Source organism: Achromobacter sp. ACM03 (assembly GCF_014851665.1).
Taxonomy (GTDB): domain Bacteria; phylum Pseudomonadota; class Gammaproteobacteria; order Burkholderiales; family Burkholderiaceae_B; genus Achromobacter; species Achromobacter aegrifaciens.
Genome location: NZ_JACVAD010000010.1, coordinates 187,555 through 205,979 on the forward strand (window position 1 = coordinate 187,555; position 18,425 = coordinate 205,979).

General features: G+C 67.5%; 19 protein-coding genes. 16 read left to right on the forward strand and 3 right to left on the reverse strand.

The window, feature by feature from the left end; genetic code table 11:
- Positions 1–106: 106 nt before the first annotated feature.
- Positions 107–1,123 (reverse strand): amino acid ABC transporter substrate-binding protein, encoded by a 1,017-nt coding sequence (locus tag IB257_RS29490; protein WP_054458953.1) that lies wholly within the window; start codon positions 1,121–1,123, stop codon positions 107–109.
- 291 nt (positions 1,124–1,414) lie between these two features.
- Between IB257_RS29490 and IB257_RS29495 the strand changes: the two genes are divergently transcribed.
- The 6 genes from IB257_RS29495 (at position 1,415) to IB257_RS29520 (ending at position 6,707) form a co-directional block, all read left to right on the forward strand.
- Positions 1,415–2,173, forward strand: coding sequence for a cell division ATP-binding protein FtsE (locus tag IB257_RS29495; protein WP_054458951.1), 759 nt, complete (start codon positions 1,415–1,417; stop codon positions 2,171–2,173).
- On the forward strand, positions 2,170–3,078 hold the full coding sequence (locus IB257_RS29500) for an ABC transporter permease (protein WP_175163493.1): 909 nt from the start codon (positions 2,170–2,172) through the stop codon (positions 3,076–3,078). The genes IB257_RS29495 and IB257_RS29500 overlap by 4 nt, the downstream gene beginning before the upstream one ends.
- A gap of 287 nt (positions 3,079–3,365) precedes the next feature.
- Positions 3,366–4,112, forward strand: a complete 747-nt coding sequence (gene cheD / locus IB257_RS29505) for a chemoreceptor glutamine deamidase CheD (protein ID WP_054458947.1) — start codon at positions 3,366–3,368, stop codon at positions 4,110–4,112.
- Positions 4,113–4,159: 47 nt separating this feature from the next.
- The gene (gene thpR, locus IB257_RS29510; protein WP_119450300.1) at positions 4,160–4,690 is read left to right on the forward strand and encodes an RNA 2',3'-cyclic phosphodiesterase; all 531 of its coding nucleotides are present in this window, start codon (positions 4,160–4,162) and stop codon (positions 4,688–4,690) included.
- Between the two features lie 47 nt (positions 4,691–4,737).
- Entirely contained in the window at positions 4,738–5,298 is a 561-nt protein-coding gene (locus tag IB257_RS29515) for a 5'-3'-deoxyribonucleotidase (protein WP_054458946.1), read from the forward strand.
- Positions 5,299–5,369: 71 nt separating this feature from the next.
- Positions 5,370–6,707: an NAD(P)H-dependent oxidoreductase gene (locus IB257_RS29520; RefSeq protein WP_054458944.1), complete on the forward strand. Its 1,338-nt coding sequence runs from the start codon at positions 5,370–5,372 to the stop codon at positions 6,705–6,707.
- Between the two features lie 33 nt (positions 6,708–6,740).
- Here the strand turns inward: IB257_RS29520 and IB257_RS29525 are convergent, their stop codons facing one another.
- Positions 6,741–7,487 carry a FadR/GntR family transcriptional regulator gene (locus IB257_RS29525; RefSeq protein ID WP_054458942.1) on the reverse strand — a complete coding sequence of 249 codons (747 nt, stop codon included), beginning with the start codon at positions 7,485–7,487 and terminating at the stop codon, positions 6,741–6,743.
- Between the two features lie 107 nt (positions 7,488–7,594).
- Entirely contained in the window at positions 7,595–8,332 is a 738-nt protein-coding gene (locus IB257_RS29530) for an SDR family NAD(P)-dependent oxidoreductase (protein WP_192493204.1), read from the reverse strand.
- 240 nt (positions 8,333–8,572) lie between these two features.
- Between IB257_RS29530 and IB257_RS29535 the strand changes: the two genes are divergently transcribed.
- The 10 genes from IB257_RS29535 to IB257_RS29580 all read left to right on the forward strand — a co-directional run.
- Complete coding sequence (locus tag IB257_RS29535) at positions 8,573–9,391, forward strand: shikimate dehydrogenase (protein WP_175163495.1); 819 nt, start codon at positions 8,573–8,575, stop codon at positions 9,389–9,391.
- Between the two features lie 42 nt (positions 9,392–9,433).
- Positions 9,434–10,669 carry a branched-chain amino acid ABC transporter substrate-binding protein gene (locus IB257_RS29540; protein ID WP_054458939.1) on the forward strand — a complete coding sequence of 412 codons (1,236 nt, stop codon included), beginning with the start codon at positions 9,434–9,436 and terminating at the stop codon, positions 10,667–10,669.
- Positions 10,670–10,836: 167 nt separating this feature from the next.
- Positions 10,837–11,778, forward strand: a complete 942-nt coding sequence (locus IB257_RS29545; RefSeq protein WP_125473516.1) for a branched-chain amino acid ABC transporter permease — start codon at positions 10,837–10,839, stop codon at positions 11,776–11,778.
- A complete protein-coding gene (locus IB257_RS29550; RefSeq protein ID WP_175213087.1) occupies positions 11,775–13,043 on the forward strand; it encodes a branched-chain amino acid ABC transporter permease in 1,269 nt (422 codons plus the stop codon). The genes IB257_RS29545 and IB257_RS29550 overlap by 4 nt, the downstream gene beginning before the upstream one ends.
- Complete coding sequence (locus tag IB257_RS29555) at positions 13,040–13,792, forward strand: ABC transporter ATP-binding protein (protein WP_054458933.1); 753 nt, start codon at positions 13,040–13,042, stop codon at positions 13,790–13,792. Before IB257_RS29550 ends, IB257_RS29555 begins: the two co-directional genes overlap by 4 nt.
- Entirely contained in the window at positions 13,789–14,508 is a 720-nt protein-coding gene (locus tag IB257_RS29560; protein ID WP_054458931.1) for an ABC transporter ATP-binding protein, read from the forward strand. The genes IB257_RS29555 and IB257_RS29560 overlap by 4 nt, the downstream gene beginning before the upstream one ends.
- A gap of 34 nt (positions 14,509–14,542) precedes the next feature.
- Positions 14,543–15,331: an SDR family NAD(P)-dependent oxidoreductase gene (locus IB257_RS29565; RefSeq protein WP_054458930.1), complete on the forward strand. Its 789-nt coding sequence runs from the start codon at positions 14,543–14,545 to the stop codon at positions 15,329–15,331.
- Between the two features lie 38 nt (positions 15,332–15,369).
- On the forward strand, positions 15,370–17,553 hold the full coding sequence (locus IB257_RS29570; RefSeq protein ID WP_192493205.1) for a thiamine pyrophosphate-dependent enzyme: 2,184 nt from the start codon (positions 15,370–15,372) through the stop codon (positions 17,551–17,553).
- The gene (locus tag IB257_RS29575) at positions 17,550–18,041 is read left to right on the forward strand and encodes a VOC family protein (protein ID WP_192493206.1); all 492 of its coding nucleotides are present in this window, start codon (positions 17,550–17,552) and stop codon (positions 18,039–18,041) included. The genes IB257_RS29570 and IB257_RS29575 overlap by 4 nt, the downstream gene beginning before the upstream one ends.
- Before the next feature lie 10 nt (positions 18,042–18,051).
- On the forward strand, positions 18,052–18,425 hold a 374-nt coding region (locus IB257_RS29580), incomplete at its 3' end, for a biotin/lipoyl-containing protein (RefSeq protein ID WP_192493207.1).

Below are 18,425 nucleotides of genomic sequence, written 5' to 3' on the forward strand. Positions count from 1 at the left end.
CCGGGCGGCGAAGCCGGTAGGGCCGCGCCACCCACTCCTGCCACCCGCCCGAGGGCGGGAGAGGAAAAACGGAGCGCCGGGCTCCGTTTTTCCAGGCAGCCGTGTGTTAGCGCACCGGCCAGCCGTACATCAAGCCACCATTCTTGTAGGAAGCGTTCAAGCCGCGCTCCAGCTTCATCGCGCTGCTCTTGCCCAGCGTGCTTTCGAAGCTTTCGCCGTAGTTGCCCACGTTCTTGATGATGTTGTAGGCCCACTTGTCATCCACGCCCAGGTTCTTGCCCATGCCCGGGGTCACGCCCAGGATGCGCTGGATGTTGGGGTTGGGGCTCTTGGCCATTTCCGCGACGTTGGCCTTGGTGATGCCGTATTCCTCGGCTTCGAGCATGGCGTTGAGCGACCAGCGCACGATGTTGAACCATTGCTCGTCGCCCTGGCGGACCATGGGGCCCAGCGGCTCCTTGGAGAAGTCTTCCGGCAGGATCACGTACTTGTCCGGGTTCTCGAGCGTGGTGCGGGTGGAAGCCAGTTGCGACTTGTCGGTGGTGAAGGCGTCGCAGCGGCCGGCCGAGAAGGCGCGGATGATTTCGTCGTACTTGTCGATCACGACCGGCTTGAATTCGATCTTCTGGCCGCGGAACCAGTCAGCCAGGTTCAGTTCGGTGGTGGTGCCGGGCTGCACGCAGATGGTGGCGCCGTTGAGTTCCTTGGCGCTCTTGACGTTCAGGTCCTTGGAGACCATGACGCCCTGGCTGTCGTAGTAGTTCACGCCCACGCCGATCAGGCCCAGCGTGGTGTCGCGCGTCAGCGTGACGGTGGTGTTGCGGGTGAGGACGTCGACTTCGCCGGACTGCAGCGCGGTGAAGCGTTGCTGCGTGTTCAGCGGGGTGAACTTGACCTTGGTGGCGTCGCCGAACATGGTCGAGGCGATGGCGCGGCACAGGTCCACGTCGATGCCCTTGTATTCGCCCTTGCTGTCAGCGATGGAGAACCCCGGGATGCCCGTCGAAACCCCGCACTGGACAAACCCTTTTTTCTTGACGTTATCGAAGGTTGCGCCCGCATTGGCAGCCGCGGATGCAGCGAACAAAGCGGCGCCGATCGCAGCGAGTTTCAGTACTTTCATCGTGTTCTCCGTGTGGGATAAAGCGAAGTCGCAACGCAGGCCGGGTTGGGCCGACGTATGGGGCGGATGGTAGCGTCCGCGCCGCTCGCGGCGCATCCGGGAATTCCCTTGAAATATAGGGACACTGGGTGAAATGAAACGCTGTTTCCTGTCGAAAATGGGGGCACTGTTTGAGCCAGGACAAACGCGCCCGGACGCCTTGCGCGCAAATATTTGTCCGCGCATCGTCCAGGCGGTTTAGGCCACCTTAGTGTCCCCGAGTTACTATTGCGGCTTCATCTGACAGCCGCCATGATCGAATTCCAGCACGTATTCAAATCATATGGTCGCGGCCGCAATATCCTGGCCGACATCAACTTCCGCGTGAGCGCGGGAGAGTTCGTTTTCGTATCCGGGCCGTCCGGCGCGGGCAAGTCCACCTTGCTCAAGCTGATCGGCGGACTGGAGCCCGCCAGCCGGGGGTCGATCCAGGTCAACGGCCAGCGGCTGGACAAGCTGCCCGCCCGCGCCCGGCCGTACCTGCGCCGCGCCGTGGGCGTGATCCTGCAGGACACGCACCTGCTGTTCGATCGCAGCGCGTTCGAAAATGTCATGCTGCCGCTGGCGGTCACGGGCCACGCCTGGGACTCGGCCGCGGCGCGCGCCCGCGCCGCCCTGGACAAGGTGGGGCTGTCCGGCAAGGAAGACCTGAATCCGATCGAACTGTCCGGCGGCGAACAGCAGCGCCTGGCGATCGCGCGGGCCATCGTGAACCGGCCCGCCATCCTGATCGCCGACGAACCCACCGCCAACCTCGACCACGACAACGCGCAGCGCATCATGAATGTGTTCCGCGACTTCAACCGCGTCGGCGTGACCACGCTGATCGCCTCGCACGACCAGGACCTCATGGCGCGCTACGCCACCCGCACCTTGCGCATCGACCCGGGCAAGTTCGCCGACTCCCAGGGTTCCGCAACGCCGCAGCCTGAGGCCGGCGCGGGACAATCCGGTATCGGGCAGCAGCCGGGCGCCGCGTCCGGCCGCGCCTACCCGGGAGAGTCCGCATGAACGCCTGGCTGCGGCAACACCGCTACGCGCTGCTGGTCACCCTGCGCCGGCTGGTCAAGCAACCGTTCTCCTCCCTGGCCAACCTGCTGGTCATGGCCCTGGCGCTGGCCCTGCCACTGTTGGGCAGTGCCATCCTCGTCTCGGTCCAGCCGGTGGCGCGCCAGATGTCGGTCACCCCCGAAGTCACCGTCTTCATGCGCGTGGACGCCCCCTCGGGCGCCGCCGCGGACGTGGCCAAACGGATCCAGGACGAATTCAAGGACGACGTCCGCGCCGTGCGCGTGGTGGGCCGCGAGGACGCCTTGGCGGATCTGCGCGCCAACCCGGCCTGGCAGCAGGCGCTGGCCGTGCTGCCGGGCAACCCGCTGCCGGACGCAGTGGTGGTGACGCTGGCCGATGGAGACAACCTCGCCGGCCGGGCAGACAAGCTGGCCGCCTCCTGGAAACAATGGAACCACGTCGACCTGGTGCAGCTGGACAGCGCCTGGGTGCAGCGCCTGGAGGCGATCCTGCGCTTTGCCCGCATCGGCCTGGCCTTCCTGGCCGCCTGCGTGGCGGTGGTGGTGCTGGCGACGGTCTTCAATACCGTGCGCATGCAGGCGCTGTCGCAACGCGAGGAAATCGGCGTGGCGCGGCTGGTGGGCGCCACCGAATCCTTCGTGCGCCGCCCCTTCCTCTACCTGGGCGCGCTATCGGGCGCGGTGGCCTCGCTTCTGGCCATCGGGGTGGCGGCGGTGGCGCTGTCGCCACTGAACGACGCCCTGGTGGGGCTGGCCCGCAGCTACGGGGCCGAATTCGCCCTGCACCTTCCGGGCCCGTCCGTGCTGATCGGCGCGGTGGTGGCTTCGGCCGCCCTGGGCGCCCTGTCGGCCCGCTGGTCGGTCACCCGCAGCACGCGCTTCTGACGCGCAGCGCCTAAGGCTCCGTATAAAGCCCCTTCTTCCCCGTGATCCGGGGAACGACTTCCGCCCGCCTGTGTAGGATGCTTGCATGCCTGCCTGCGGGCGTCTTCGGCTTTGGGCCGGGCTGCAAAAACAGGACACATTACTGCGCCCGTTACATAGCAATTCACCCGCTGGAAGCTTGAGTATGCAAGAATAAAGCGACATTTTCTTACATACTTTGATACATTTCTGTTCTCGAGCTGCCACCTTCGTGTCCCAATCGTTGTACTTGCCCTTAATCGAGTCCCATGGCCGCCCGTCTTGAAGCCCGTGCGACGCGCCACTATTTCGACAGCGCGTTCCAGTGTCAGGCGGTGAAAGTACTGCCCAACGAGTACTACGTCACCAACGAAGACCTGATGATCTCGACCGTCCTGGGGTCTTGCGTCGCCGCCTGTATCCACGACCCGATCACGGGCGTGGGCGGCATGAACCATTTCATGTTGCCTGAGGGCGACATGCAGTCGCCCGCCTCGGCCACCATGCGCTATGGCGCCTTCGCCATGGAAGTGCTGATCAACGAACTGCTGAAGGCCGGCGCGGCGCGCGACCGGCTTGAAGCCAAGGTATTCGGCGGCGGCGCCGTGCTGTCCGCCATGCAGCAGATGAACATCGGCGAACGCAACGGCCAGTTCGTGCTGAACTATCTCAGAACCGAAGGCATCCCCGTCAAGGCGCAAGACCTGGGCGACGTGCACGCGCGCCGCATCAACTACTTCCCGCGCGACGGCCGGGTGATGGTCCGCAAGATGGCGCCGCATCATCAGCGCGCCGAGGAAATCATCGCCAAGCGCGAACAGGCGGCCGCCCAGAGCGTGCAGGCCAAGACCGAAACCCCGCAGCGCGTCGAGCGCTTCACCCGTCCCGGCGTGGAGCGTTTCGACCGCCCGGCCCGTCCCGGCGTGGAACGCTTCGACCGTCCAGCCCGCCCAGGCGTGGAACGTTTCGACACCGCCCTGACCCGCCGGCGCCGCACCGAAACCACAAGCGACTGAAGGGCCGCGCACGCGCATTGCGCCGCATGCGCCCCTACAATCAGCGCATGTCCACCGTTCGCCTGTTCTACGCCTTGTGGCCCGCCCCCTCGCTGGCCGCCCAGCTCGCGACCTGGGCAGAGCAGGCTCGGCCCAGCTGCGGCGGGCGCGCCATGCGCACGGAAACCCTGCACCTGACCCTGGCCTTCCTTGGGCCGGTGGACGCGGCGCTTGCCGATGAGCTGGCCGCGGCGACACCTGAACGCCGCCTCGCCCCCGAGGACATCATGCTGGACCGCTACGGCGTCTTCGGCCGCCAGCGCATCCTGTGGGCCGGTCCCGGCGACACGCCCGAAGGCCTGCAGGCCGCCCACGATGATCTGTGGCTATGGCTGTCGGGTTTTGGCCTGGCCGCGCCGCCGCAGCCCTTCCGCCCGCACGTCACCCTGCTGCGCAACATCGAGCACTCCAGTCCGCCAGCCGAAGCGCCCGCCCCCCTGCCCTGGCGCTACGACCGCATGGTGCTGGTCGCCTCCGAATCGCAATCGGGCGGCAGCCGCTACCGCATCGTGGCGCAGTCCCGGCCGCAAGACTCCTGACGTTCCGCTCTGGCACAATCAGCCGGTTGCCATCACCCGGGACCGCCATGATCATCCTGCTGGACCAAGACGGCGTGCTCGCCGATTTCGAACACGCCTTCATCGACGCCTGGCGCGCGCGCCATCCGGACATCCCGCCGGTGGCGTTCGAGGACCGCAAGTCTTTCTACATCCGCCAGGATTACGCCCCCGAGCTGCGCGGCATGGCCGAGGCCATCTACACGGCGCCCGGCTTCATCCGCGACCTGCCGCCGGTGCCCGGCGCGCTGGACGCCATAAAGGAACTGCTGGCGCTGGGCATGGACGTGCGCATCTGCTCCTCGCCCCTGTCGCAGTTCGAGAACTGCGTGGCGGAGAAGTACCTGTGGGTGGAAAAACACCTGGGCCGCGAAGCGACCAACCGGCTGATCCTGACCAAGGACAAGACCCTGGTGCACGGCCACCTGCTGATCGACGACAAGCCCCTGATCGAAGGCGCGGTCAAGCCGCGCTGGAAGCACATCCTGTTCGACGCCCCCTACAACCGCGAGGTGTCGGACCGCCCCCGCATCAGCTGGCAGAACTGGCGCAACGTGCTGGCCGGAGAGCTGTATACGGCAGACGAGTGAGTCCTGTTCAGTAGCCGCGATTTGGGACTATTCTGTGTTGCAGTACCCCCCACCCCGGAGGAGCCCGCGCCATGAATCTGTACCGCCTGCTGAAGCAGCGAGAAGCCGATCACAAGCCCTTGCGTGTTGCCTTGCTGGGCGCCGGGAAGTTCGGCGCGATGTTCATGAGCCAAGCCCCGCGCACGCCGGGAATGAGGCTGGTCGCTGTGGCCGATCTGGCGCCCGACCGGGCCCGCGCGGCGCTCACCCGGGTGGGCTGGCCCGCCAGCGCGCTCAACGCCAGCAGCACCAATGATGCGCTGAAGAACGGCAAGGTCTACTTCAGCGACGATCCCCACGCCGTGATCGCCAGTCCCGATGTCGATATCGTCATCGACGCCACCGGCCAGGCCGCCGCCGGCATCAGCCACGTGCTGGCCTGCTGCGAATACGGCAAGCACATCATCATGGTCAACGTCGAGGCCGACGCGCTGGCCGGCCCCCTGCTGGCGCGGCGCGCGCGAGAGGCCGGCATCGTCTATTCGCTGGCCTACGGCGACCAGCCGGCCCTGATCTGCGAAATGGTGGACTGGGCCCGCGCCAGCGGCTTCGAGGTCATGGCCGCGGGCAAGGGCACCAAGTATCTGCCGGAATTCCATACCTCCACGCCGGACACCGTCTGGCCCTATTACGGCTTCACCGCCGAGATGGTAGCGGCGGGCGACTTCAACGCGCAGATGTTCAACAGTTTCCTGGACGGCACCAAGAGCGCGATCGAAATGGCCGCGGTGTCCAACGCCACGGGCTTGCTGCCCTCGCCATCCGGCCTGCACTTCCCGCCCTGCGGCGTGGACGATCTGGCGCGCGTGCTGCGGCCGCGCGAAAGCGGCGGCATCCTGCACCATCGCGGCCAGGTCGAGGTGATTTCCTCGCTGGAGCGCGACGGCCGCCCGGTGTTCCGCGACCTGCGCTGGGGCGTGTACGTGACCCTGGCCGCCGACAGCGACTACGTGCGCCGCTGCTTCAAGGAATACGGCCTGGTCACGGACCCCAGCGGCAACTACACCGCCATGTACAAACCCTATCACCTGATCGGCCTGGAGCTGGGCATCAGCGTGGCCAGCGTGGGCTTGCGCCGCGAACCCACCGGCGCGCCCGCGGGCTGGCATGGCGACGTCGTCGCCACCGCCAAGCGCGACCTGCCGGCCGGCCAGATCCTGGACGGCGAAGGCGGCTACACGGTGTACGGCCGGCTGATGCCGGCGCGCGATTCAGTGGACGAGGGCTATCTGCCGCTGGGCCTGTCGCACCAGGTCAAGTTGAAGAACCCGGTGCGCCAATCGCAGGCGATCCGCTGGGCCGATGTGGAGTACGACGAAAGGTCCACGGCCGTGCAGTTCCGCCGCGAAATGGAACAGACCTTCGCCTAGGACTCACCCGCGCGGCAGGCAGTCCCCGGCGCCCTAGACCGGCGCCGGCCGCTCCGCCTGGAACAGCCGCAAGCGGTCCGCGGCGTTGCGCAGGTGCTGGTCGGCGGCGCGTCCAGCGGCGTCCGGATCGCCTGCGTCGATGGCCGCGAAGATCGCCTGATGCTCGCTCTGCACCGCGGCCATGCGTTCGGTGTACATGCGCGCCGTATTGTTGCGCGCGCTGCGGATGACCCGGCGCACATTGGCTTCCAGGTAATCGTTCAGGGCTACCAGGTGCGGATTATGGGTCGCCTGCACGATGGCATGGTGGAACTGGTAGTCCTCTTCGTCGCCCAGCTTGTCGTTGAGCAGCGCGTATTCCATGCCCACCAGCGCCTGGCGCATCTTCTTCAGATCCGCGTCGGTGCGGCGCTGCGCAGCGTAGCGCGCGGCGGTGACTTCGATGGACAGCATCAGCTCCAGGATATGTTCCAGTTCCTGGTTGTCGCCCGGGGTGGGCGCGGCGATGCGGAATGCGTTCTTCTGGAAGTTCGGATCGACGAACACTCCGCTGCCTTGCTGCGACGTGATCAGGCCTTCGGACTTCAGGCGCGCCAGCGCTTCGCGCACGACGGCGCGGCTGACCGAATAGGTTTCCGTCAGCTGCTTTTCCGTGGGCAGGCGATCGCCGGGTGCGAGCGTCCCCTGGCGGATCTGCTCCGCCAACGCGTCGCCCAGCGCCGCCGAAAGCGAACTCTTGGGCGCGGCGCGCGGCGGATCCTGTTCTTGGTTGGGCTGCATGGTCGAATGGTGGAAACTTGCGGGCGGCGCGCAGACGCGCCGCCTCTTGTTTATGGGAATGCCTGGCGGACCGGACGCGGCATGGACAGGCGCGCCATCCTGGGACTTTACGCGATATAGATGCCGCCGTTGGCCTGCATGACCTCGCCGGTGACGAAACCGGCCAGCGGCGAGCACAGGAACGCGATGGAGCCGGCGATTTCCTCCGCCGTGCCGTAGCGGCGCAGCGGCGTGCTTTCCAGCAGCTGCGCGCCCTTCTGTCCGATCAGGTCCTGCGTCATGGAAGTGGCGATGATGCCCGGCGCGACCGCGTTCACGCGGATCTGCGGCGCCAGCTCCAGCGCCAGGCTGCGCGTGAAGCTCTGCACCGCGCCCTTGGAAGCCGAATAGGCCGCGTGCGCATAGCTGCCGCGCTGGGCCGCCAGCGAGGTCAGCAACACGATGGAGCCGTCGTGGCGCAAATGGCGCTGGGCGGCGCGGCATACATAGAAGGTGCCGTCCAGGTTCACGCGCATCAGCGTGCGCCAGGCCTCGTCGCTGGTGTCCTTGACCAGTTGCTCCGGATAGATGCCGGCGCAATGCACCAGGTGGTCCAGCCCGCCGAAATGCCTGGCCGCCGCCTCGAACACGCGTTCGCAGTCGGCCGACGCCGACACGTCCAGCGCCCGCGTGTAGACGCGCTGTCCGCTGGGGTCCAGCTCGGCCGCCACCTCTTCCAGGCGCGCGTTGTCGATGTCGGTCAGCACCAGCCGCGCGCCATGCGCCGCCATCAGCCGCGCCGTCGCCAGGCCGATGCCATTGCCCGCGCCGGTGATGGCGGCAACCTTTCCTTCGAACGAAATCATTCTGTCTCCTGTAGCACGCTCGTACGCGGGCTGAGCGCCTTTCCGGCGGTCCCTGGAATTCCGATTGGACTCCCGAAACCGCCGCTTGACACGGGAAAAACGCTTGCCCTATGATTTATCGGACAACTTAATAAAGTTGCCTGACAACTTATTCCGAAAGCGTAAAGCAACTGGCGCTTTCAGGCAAGAGAGTCGGGAACGACACGGCGGCAAGCCGCTACCCAGGCAGGGGACAAACAGGTGGAAATCACCGGCAGCACTACCGTTTTCGCGATCGCGGCGGACCCGATCGCGCACGTCAAGACGCCCCAGCGGCTCAACGCCCTGTTGCGCGAGCGCGGCGTGGACGCGGTCATGGTCCCGTTCCATGTGGCCCCCGACGCCCTGCCCGGCCTGTTCGCGGGCATCCGCGGGCTGGTCAATCTGGGCGGCATCGTGGTGACGGTGCCCCACAAGGAAAATGCCGCCGCCCTGTGCGACGCGCTGACGCCCTCGGCCCAGCTAAGCGGCGCGGTCAACGCGGTGCGCCTGCGCGACGGCGTGCTCACCGGCGGCAACTTCGACGGACTGGGTTTCGTCGCCGGCTTGCGCAGCCAGGGCCATGATCCGGCCGGCCGCCACGTCTACCTGGCCGGCCTGGGCGGCGCGGGCAAGGCCATCGCCTGTGCCGTGGCCGACGCCGGCCCCGCCAGCCTGCGCCTGTACAACCGCAGCGCCGACAAGGCGCTCTCCTTCGCCGCTCATCTGAGCCGCCAATATCCCGGCCTGGCCATCAGCGTGGCCAGCGCCGCGCCCCAGGCTTGCGACATCGCCATCAACGCGACCTCGCTGGGCCTGAACGACACCGATCCCCTGCCCTTCCAGCTGGACGCGCTTGCCGCCGGCACCGTCGTAGCCGACGCCGTCATGAGCCGCGTCGACACGCCCCTGCTGCGCGCCGCCGCCGCGCGCGGCTGCCGCACGCATCCGGGCCTGTACATGCTGGAAGGGCAGATTGCCGAAATTGCCCGCTTCCTGGGCATAGAAGAGCCGCGCAAGCCCGCCCGCGCGCTTGCCTGATCAACAGATTCACCACACTCCCGTCCCACGGAGGAGACACGCATGAAATTGGCTTTCACCACTGGCCTGCTGTGCCTGGCCGGCATCGCCGCATCGGCCCAGGCCGCGCCCGTCAAGATCGGCCTGATCGAGACGCTGTCCGGCCCGCAGGCCTCGACCGGCCTGATGTTCCGCGCCGCGGTCAAGTATGAGCTGGACCGCATCAACGCCGCCGGCGGCTGGAACGGCCAGCCGCTGGAACTGGTCGAGTTCGACAACCAGGGCGGCCCGGTGGGCGCGTCCGACCGCTTCCGCGCAGCCGCGGCCGAAGGCGTGCAGATCCTGGTGCAAGGGTCCTCGTCGGCCATTTCGGGCCAGCTGACCGAAGACGTGCGCAAGCACAACCTGCGCAACCCGGGCAAGGAAGTCGTGTTCCTGAACGTGGGCGGCGAGGCGCTGGAACTGACCGGCCAGAAGTGCCACTTCTACCACTTCCGCTTCACCACCAACGCCGACCTGCGCGTGAAGGCGCTGGCCTCGGTCATGTCGGCCGACGGCACGCTGGGCAAGCGCGTGTACGCCATCAACCAGAACTACTCCTGGGGCCAGGACATGGAAGGCGCCACCGAGCGCTTTGCCAAGCAGTATGGCTATGAAGTGGTCGGCAAGACGCTGCACGAAGTCAACAAGATCCAGGACTTCGCACCCTACGTGGCGCGCATCCGCTCGGCCACGCCCGACACCGTGATCACGGGCAACTGGTCCAACGACCTGCTGCTCTTGATGAAGGCCACGCAGGCCGCCGGCCTGAAGGTCCGTTTCGCCACCGTGTTCCTGGACCAGGTGGGCAACCTGGCCAATGCCGGCGAAGTCGCGCTGGGCCACTACATCGCCCATCCGTACAACATCGAGGCCGCGGGCGAGGAAGGCGCCAAGTTCGCCGAGGACTACAAGGCCAAGACGGGCCACTACCCCAGCTATACCGAGCCGCAGACCGTGATCGGCATCCGCTTCCTGGGCGAAGCGCTCAAGCAGGTGAAGCCGCAAGACGGCAAGCTGTCCGTGCCGCAACTGGCCGGCGCGCTGGAGAAGGTCACCTACACCTCGTCGCTGGGCACCTACACGATGCGCGCGGAAGACCACCAGGTGCAGTTGCCGATGGTGGTGTCCAAGGTCGGCAAGAACGCCAAGTACAAGGCCGACGGCACCGACATGGGCTTCGAGCCGGTCAAGGTGCTGGCCGCGGCCGATGTATCGGCGCCGCCGCAAGCCACTTGCAAGATGCAGCGGCCGAACTGATGGGTTGCGAGCGCGTCCGTCGCCAGCTTGCGCTTGGCGCCACGGACGCGCTTGCCCATCCATTCGTCGCAGATCAATAAGCGCACCCCCGGCGCGGGCCGGAAAAACCCTGGTGCGCATCGCTCGCAAGACGTCCGTCGTCTTAGCGCAAGAATCCTGGAGCGGACATGGAATACTTTACCGTCTCGCTGTTGAACGGCGTGATTTACGGCCTGCTGCTATTCATGGTGTCGGCAGGCCTGACACTGATTTTTGGAATGATGGGCGTGCTCAACTTCGCGCACGCCTCGTTCTACATGATAGGCGCGTATGCCGCCTACACCCTGACGCCCGTCACCGGCTTCTGGACCGCGCTGGTCCTGGCCACCATCATCGCCGGCCTGCTGGGCATGGGCGTGGAGCGCTACTTCCTGCGCCGCGTCCACAAGTTCGGCCATGCGCAGGAACTGCTGGTGACCTTCGGCCTGGCCTTCATCGTGGCGGAGCTGATCAAGCTGTTCTACGGCGACTTTCCGGTCGACTACCGCGTGCCGCAGTTCCTCAACTTCGCGGCCTTCCGCGTGTTCGACGCGGACTACCCCTTCTACCGCCTGCTGATGGGCGGCGTGTCGCTGGCGATGTTCGCCGTGATCTATGTGCTGCTGTCGCGCACCCGCGTCGGCATCGTGGTGCGCTCGGCCATCTACCGCCCGCGCATGGCCGAAGCGCTGGGCCATAACGTGCCGCTGGTGTTCATGAGCGTGTTCGGCGTGGGCGCGGCCATGGCCGGCCTGGCCGGGGCGGTCGCGGGCGCTTTCTACACCACCAATCCGAACATGGCGCTGGAACTGGGCGTGCTGGTGTTCGTGGTGGTCGTGGTGGGCGGCCTGGGCTCGCTCGAAGGCGCGATGATCGCCTCGCTGCTGATCGGTCTGATCAGCTCGTTCTCGGTCGGCATCGACGCCAGCCTGGCGACCCTGTTTGGCCTGTTCGGCGCCGGTGAATGGGCCGAAAGCGTGGGCGGCCTGATGACCGTGAAGATTTCCAGCCTGGCGGCCACCCTGCCCTTCCTGCTGATGCTGGTGGTGCTGCTGGTCAAGCCTTCGGGCCTGAAGGGAGAACAGGCATGAGCCAGACCCGCCGTACTTCCGTCCTCCTGCTCCTCGTCCTGTGCGTGGCCGCGCTCTGCGCGCTGCCCTGGCTGCTGCCCCCGGGCCAGCTGGTGGCGGCCGTGCAGATGCTGATCGCCGCGCTGTTCGCCTGCGCCTTCAACCTGCTGGCCGGCCAGGGCGGCATGCTGTCCTTCGGCCACGCCGCCTACTTCGGCGTGGGCACCTTCGCCACCATCCATGCCATGAACGCGCTGGGCGGCGCGGGCCTCTTGCCCACGCCCCTGATGCCGCTGGCAGGCGGCGTGGCCGGCCTGCTGTTCGGCCTGGTCGCGGGCTGGTTCGCCACCATGCGCGCCGGCGTCTATTTCGCCATGATCACGCTGGCGCTGGCCGAGCTGCTGCATGCGCTGGCGCCGCACCTCAAGGGCGTGTTCGGCGGCGAGGCGGGCGTGTCCGCCATGCGCATGCCGGCCTGGGGCTTCACCTTCGGTTCCGACATCGAGGTCTATTTCCTGGTGCTGGCCTGGGTGCTGGTGTCGCTGGCCGCGCTTTACGGCCTGACCCGCACGCCGCTGGGCCGGCTGACGCTGGGCCTGCGCGAAAACGCCAACCGCCTGCGCTACCTGGGCTATCGGCCGCACACGCTCAAGACCCTGGTGTTCGCGCTGTCCGCCATGTTCGCCGGCATCGCCGGCGGCCTGCAGGCGCTGAACATCGAAGCCGGCAACTACGTGCTGTTCGACGTCAAGCTGTCCACCGACGCGGTGCTGTTCGCCTACATCGGCGGCGTCAACGCCTTCCTCGGTCCGGTGCTGGGCGCGTCCATCCTGACCTTCCTGTCGCAGACGCTGGCTGACATCACGCGCTCCTGGCTGCTGTACCAAGGCATCCTGTTCGTGCTGGTGATGCTGTTCGTGCCGGACGGCCTGGTCGGCCTGGTGCAGGGCGCCGCCCGTTCGCTGCGCGAGCGCGGCCTGGGCAACTGGCTGCCGCGCGCCGCGGTCTCGGTGGCAGGCGGCCTGCTGCTGACCTGCGCCACGGTCTTCACGGTGGAGCTGCTGCAACGCATGTTCGCCCGCGACTACCGGTCGCTGCTGGCCATGAATCCCGGGGCCGGCTGGCCCGACATTCCGCTATTCGGCCACGACTGGGCGCCGCTGGCGCTGTCGACCTGGCTGATTCCGTTGGTGTTGTTCCTGGCAGGCCTCGCCGCCTGCCGCTGGGCGCTGGCCCTGTGGCGCGACGACGAACAAGCCGCTCCCGCGCTGGAGGCTGCACAATGAGCCACGAAATCCTGACCCTAACCGACGTGCGCAAGTCCTTTGGCGACGCGCAGATCATCCGCGGCGTGAACCTGAAGGTCGAGGCCGGCGAACGTCATGCCGTCATCGGCCCGAACGGCGCCGGCAAGTCCACGTTGTTCCACCTGATGTCGGGCTCGTTCGCGCCGACCTCGGGCGACATCAGCCTGCGTGCGCGCTCCATCGGCGGCCTGCCGCCGGAGCGCATCAACCGCCTGGGGCTGGCGCGCTCGTTCCAGATCACCAACGTGTTCCCGCGTCTGTCCGTGCGCGAAAACCTGCGACTGGCGGTGCTGCGCATGCACGGCCTGGTCTACAACTTCTGGCGTCCCATCGCCCGCAACCGCGCCGTCAACGAAGACGTCGACCGCCTGCTGGAGAAAGTGCGCCTGGCCGCCAAGCAGGACACCGCCGCCGGCGACCTGAACTACTCGGAACAGCGTTCGCTGGAAATCGGCATGACGCTGGCCTCGCGCCCCAAGGTCATCCTGCTGGACGAGCCCATGGCGGGCATGTCCCAGCACGAGGTGGACTACACGGTCGAACTGATCAAGGACGTGACCCGCGACTGCACGCTGCTGATCGTGGAGCACGACATGCAGGTGGTGTTTTCGCTGGCCGACCGCATCAGCGTGCTGGTCTACGGCGAGATCCTCGCCACCGGCACGCCGGCCGACATCCGCGGCGACGCCCGCGTGCGCGAAGCCTACCTGGGAGAGGAAACGGTATGACGACGCAATCCCCCCTGCTGAGCCTGCAAGGCGTGCATGCCCACTACGGCAAGAGCCACATCCTGCACGGCATCGACCTGACCGTGGGCCGCGGCGAGGTCGTGAGCCTGCTGGGCCGCAACGGCGCCGGCCGCTCCACCACCATGAAAAGCATCATGGGCCTGGTGGACGTGACCGGCGGCAGCATCGCCATCGAAGGCCGCGACATCACCAACAAACGTCCCTTCGAGATCGCCCGCGCCGGCCTGGGCTTCGTACCGGAAGAGCGCGAGGTATTCGCCAACCTGACCGTGGACGAAAACCTGCGCATGGGCGAACAGCCCAAGCGCGACGACGCGCCCTACTGGTCGACCGAGCAAATGTTCGACTACTTCCCCCGCCTGAAGGAACGCCGCGGCACCAAGGCCGGCAACCTGTCGGGCGGCGAACAGCAGATGCTGACCATGTGCCGTTCACTGTTGGGCAACCCCAAGGTCATGCTGATCGACGAACCCACCGAAGGGCTGGCGCCGAAGATCGTGGAAGTGATCGCCGACGTGATCCGCGACATCCACAAGCGCGGCGTGTCCGTGGTGCTGGTGGAGCAGAAGCTGACCATCGCGCTGAAGGTCTCCACCCGCGTCAGCGTGATGGGCCATGGCCGCATCGTTTTCGAAGGACCGCCCGCGCAGCTGCATGAGCGCCAGGACGTGGTCCAGGAATGGCTGGCGGTCTGAGCGCCGGCATATACATCGCTAAGAGGCAAACATCTTGGATCAAACTCCGGAAGTCATCCATCCCGACCTGCGCGGCCAGAGCGTCGTCATCACCGGCGGCGCCAAGGGCATCGGCCTGGCCACGGCGCAGGCCTTCGTGCGCCAGGGCGCGCGCGTGGCGCTGCTGGACATGGACGCCACGGCGCTGGACGAAGCCGTCGCCGGCCTGACTGCCCTGGGCGGCGAGGCGCTGGCCGTGCAAGCGTCGGTCACGGACGCCGACGCGGTCGAGCAGGCTTTCGCACAGGTCGAAAAGGCCTGGAGCCGCATCGACGTGCTGGTCAACAACGCCGGCGTCTCCGCCAACAAGCCCACGCTGGAAGTCACCGTGGACGAGTGGCGCCGCGCCGTGGACATCAATCTGACCGGCGTGTTCCTGTGCGCCCAGGCCGCCGGCCGCCGCATGGTGCCCGCTGGCGCCGGCAGCATCATCAACCTGGCCTCCATGTACGGCGTGGTGGCGGCGCCCGACCGCGCCGCCTATTGCGCCACCAAGGGCGCGGTGGTGCTGCTGACCGAGACCCTGGCCGTGGAATGGGGCCCCATGGGCGTGCGCGTGAACGCGCTGGCGCCGGGCTACGTGGAAACGGACCTGGTGCGCGACCTGGCCGCGCGCGGCCGGCTCGACCCCGAACGCCTCAAGCAGCGCACGCCGCTGCGCCGCCTGGCGCAACCCGCCGAAATGGCGGACCTGGCGGTGTTCCTGGCCTCGCGCCAGGCCGCCTATGTCAACGGACACACCCTGGTGGCCGACGGCGGCTGGAGCCGCTACAGCTACCTCTAATCGCAAGAACGCATACACACATCTCTGGAGATTCACTCATGGCCACCCACCAACCGCTTGAGCCCCAAGCGCCCTGGCGGCAACTGACGGTAGACGCCAAGGACTGGCAACAGGCGGACCCGGCCCTGCTGGGCACCATGCTGACCCAGCTGCACTGGATCCGCGCCTTTGAAGAAGCCGTGCTCGACCTGGCCGCCGAAGGCCTGGTGCACGGCCCGGCGCACTCGTCCGTGGGCCAGGAAGGCGGCGCGGTCGGTTCCGTGCTGGCGCTGGGCGCCGGCGACCAGATCAACGGTTCGCACCGCGGCCACCACCAGTTCCTGGCCAAGGCGCTGCAGCACGTCGCCCCGCTGGGCCTGGACCCGCTCGATCCGCTCACGCCCGCCATCGATGAAGTCCTGCAGAAGACGCTGGCCGAGATCATGGGCCTGGCCCAGGGTTACTGCCGCGGCCGTGGCGGCAGCATGCACCTGCGCTGGCTCGAAGCCGGCGCGCTGGGCACCAACGCCATCGTCGGCGGCGGCGTGCCGCTGGCCGCCGGCGCGGGCTGGGCGCACAAGCATGCCGGCACCGACCGCGTCGCCGTGACCTACTTCGGCGACGGCGCGGTCAACATTGGCTCGGTGCTGGAAACCATGAACCTGACCGCGGCCTGGAAGACGCCGCTGTGCTTCTTCATCGAGAACAACCGCTACGCGGTGTCCACCACGGTCGAAGAGTCCACCGCCGAACCGCGTCTGTCGGCGCGCGGCCTGGCCTTCAACATCCCGTCGTGGAAGGTGGACGGCATGGACCCGCTGGCGGTCCACCTGGCCATGTCCGAAGCCGTGGCGCACATGCGCGCGGGCAACGGCCCCACCATCGTCGAAGTGGACGTGTACCGTTTCTTCCACCAGAACGGCCCGTTCCCCGGCAGCGCCTTCGGCTACCGCAGCAAGGACGAGGAAGCGCAATGGCGCCGCCGCGATCCGCTGGACAAGATCGCCACGGAAATGATCGCCCGCAAGCTGATCACGCAAGCCGAAGTGGATGCCCTGCGTCAGCGCTGCAAGGACGTCATGAAGGACGTTTCCGGCCGCCTGACCGAAGCCGCCGACGGCGGCAAGCGCCGCGTGCGCGCCGACCTCTGGCCCAGCCCGGATTTCCGCGACGTGGGCCTGCGCAGCGACGGCTCGGAACTGGCCGGCCTGCGCTACCAGGAAGCCGCCGACCACGCCGGCCAGTCCGCCGAGCGCAAGTTCGTGGACGCGGTGGCCGACGTGCTGGACCGCCGCATGGAAACCGACCCCGGCGTGGTGGTGCTGGGCGAAGACGTGCACCGCCTGAAGGGCGGCACCAACGGTGCCACGCGCGGCCTGAAGGACAAGTATCCCGACCGCGTACTGGGCACCCCGATCTCCGAGAACGCCTTCGCCGGCCTGGGCGGCGGCCTGGCCATGGACGGCCGCTACCGCCCTATCGTGGAATTCATGTACCCCGACTTCATGTGGGTCGCGGCCGACCAGATCTTCAACCAGATCGGCAAGGCCCGCCACATGTTCGGCGGCGACATCGACGTGCCCTTCGTGCTGCGCACCAAGGTCGCCATGGGCACGGGCTACGGCTCGCAGCACTCGATGGATCCGGCCGGCATCTTCGCCACCGCGCCCGGGTGGCGCGTGGTCGCGCCGTCCACGCCTTACGAGTACGTCGGCCTGATGAACACCGCGCTGGCCTCCAAGGACCCGGTGCTGGTGATCGAGCACGTGGACCTGTACGCCTCCTCGGGCGAGGTGCCCGCGGACGACCTGGACTATGCGATCCCGTTTGGCAAGGCTCGCGTGCGCCGCGAGGGCGGCAAGGTCACCATCCTGACCTATCTGTCCATGGTCAGCCGCGCGCTCAAGGCGGCGGAAGCCGCCGGCGTGGACGCCGAGGTCATCGACCTGCGCACGCTGGACCGCGCCAGCCTGGACTGGGACACCATCGGCGCCAGCATCATGAAGACCAACAACGTGCTGATCGTGGAGCAAGGCGCGCGCGGCACCTCCTACGGCGCCATGTTGGCCGACGAGATCCAGCGCCGCTACTTCGACTGGCTGGACCAGCCAGTCAAGCGCGTGACCGGCGGCGAAGCCTCGCCCAGCATCTCCAAGGTGCTGGAGCGCGCCGCCTTCGCGGACACCGAGGAAGTCATGGCCGGCCTGGCCGACGTGCTGGCCGACCTGGGAGAACAGGCATGAGCGCATCCCTGCACATGACCGTGCCGATGGAAGTCGGCATCTGCTGCGCCGACCTGGACGCGCTGCTGGCCTTCTATACCGGCGTCCTGGGCCTGAAGCTCGTCAACCGCGTGAGCGTGCCGGCCGACAAGGCCCAGGCCACCGGCCTCACGCGCCATGGCTACGACGTGGCGCGCCTGCAGACCAGCTATGGCGAACGCATCAAGCTGCTGCAACCCGCCGCCGCGCCCGAGGCCGCCGCGCGCGGCGCGGCCATCCTGGACCGCCAGGGCGCAACCTACCTGACCCTCATCGTGCGCGACCTGCCCGGCGTGGTGCGCGAACTGGAAGCCCGGGGCGTGGTTTTCGACAGCAAGCCCGCGCCGATGGAAGTGCGCCCCGGCACCTGGCTGGCGTTCTTCCGCGACCCGGAAGGCAATGTGCTGGAACTGGTCGAATACGACGATCCCGCCACCTATCGGCCAGACCTGGCCGGCGCCGCTGAATAGGACGAACATCGTGGCACACCTTATCAAGCTCCCCTCCGTTGCGGCCGACACCTCGGGCGGCACGCTGCACCAGTGGCTCAAGAAAGAAGGCGACACCGTCGCCGTGGGCGACGCACTGGCCGAAATCGAAACCGAGAAGGCCATTGTCGAGATCAATGCCGAGCAGGCCGGCGTGCTGGGCCGTATCGTGGTCCAGGCCGGCGCCGCCTCCGTGCCGGTGAACACCGTGATCGGCGTGCTGCTGGCGCAGGGCGAGGACGCTTCGGCCATCGACCGCGCGCTGGCAGAGGCCGGCGCCGCCGCGCAGCCCGCGGCCGCGCCAACCGCCGAACCCACGCCTGCGGCCGCCGTCCCTGCCACTGCGGCCGCGCCGCAGGCAGCCGC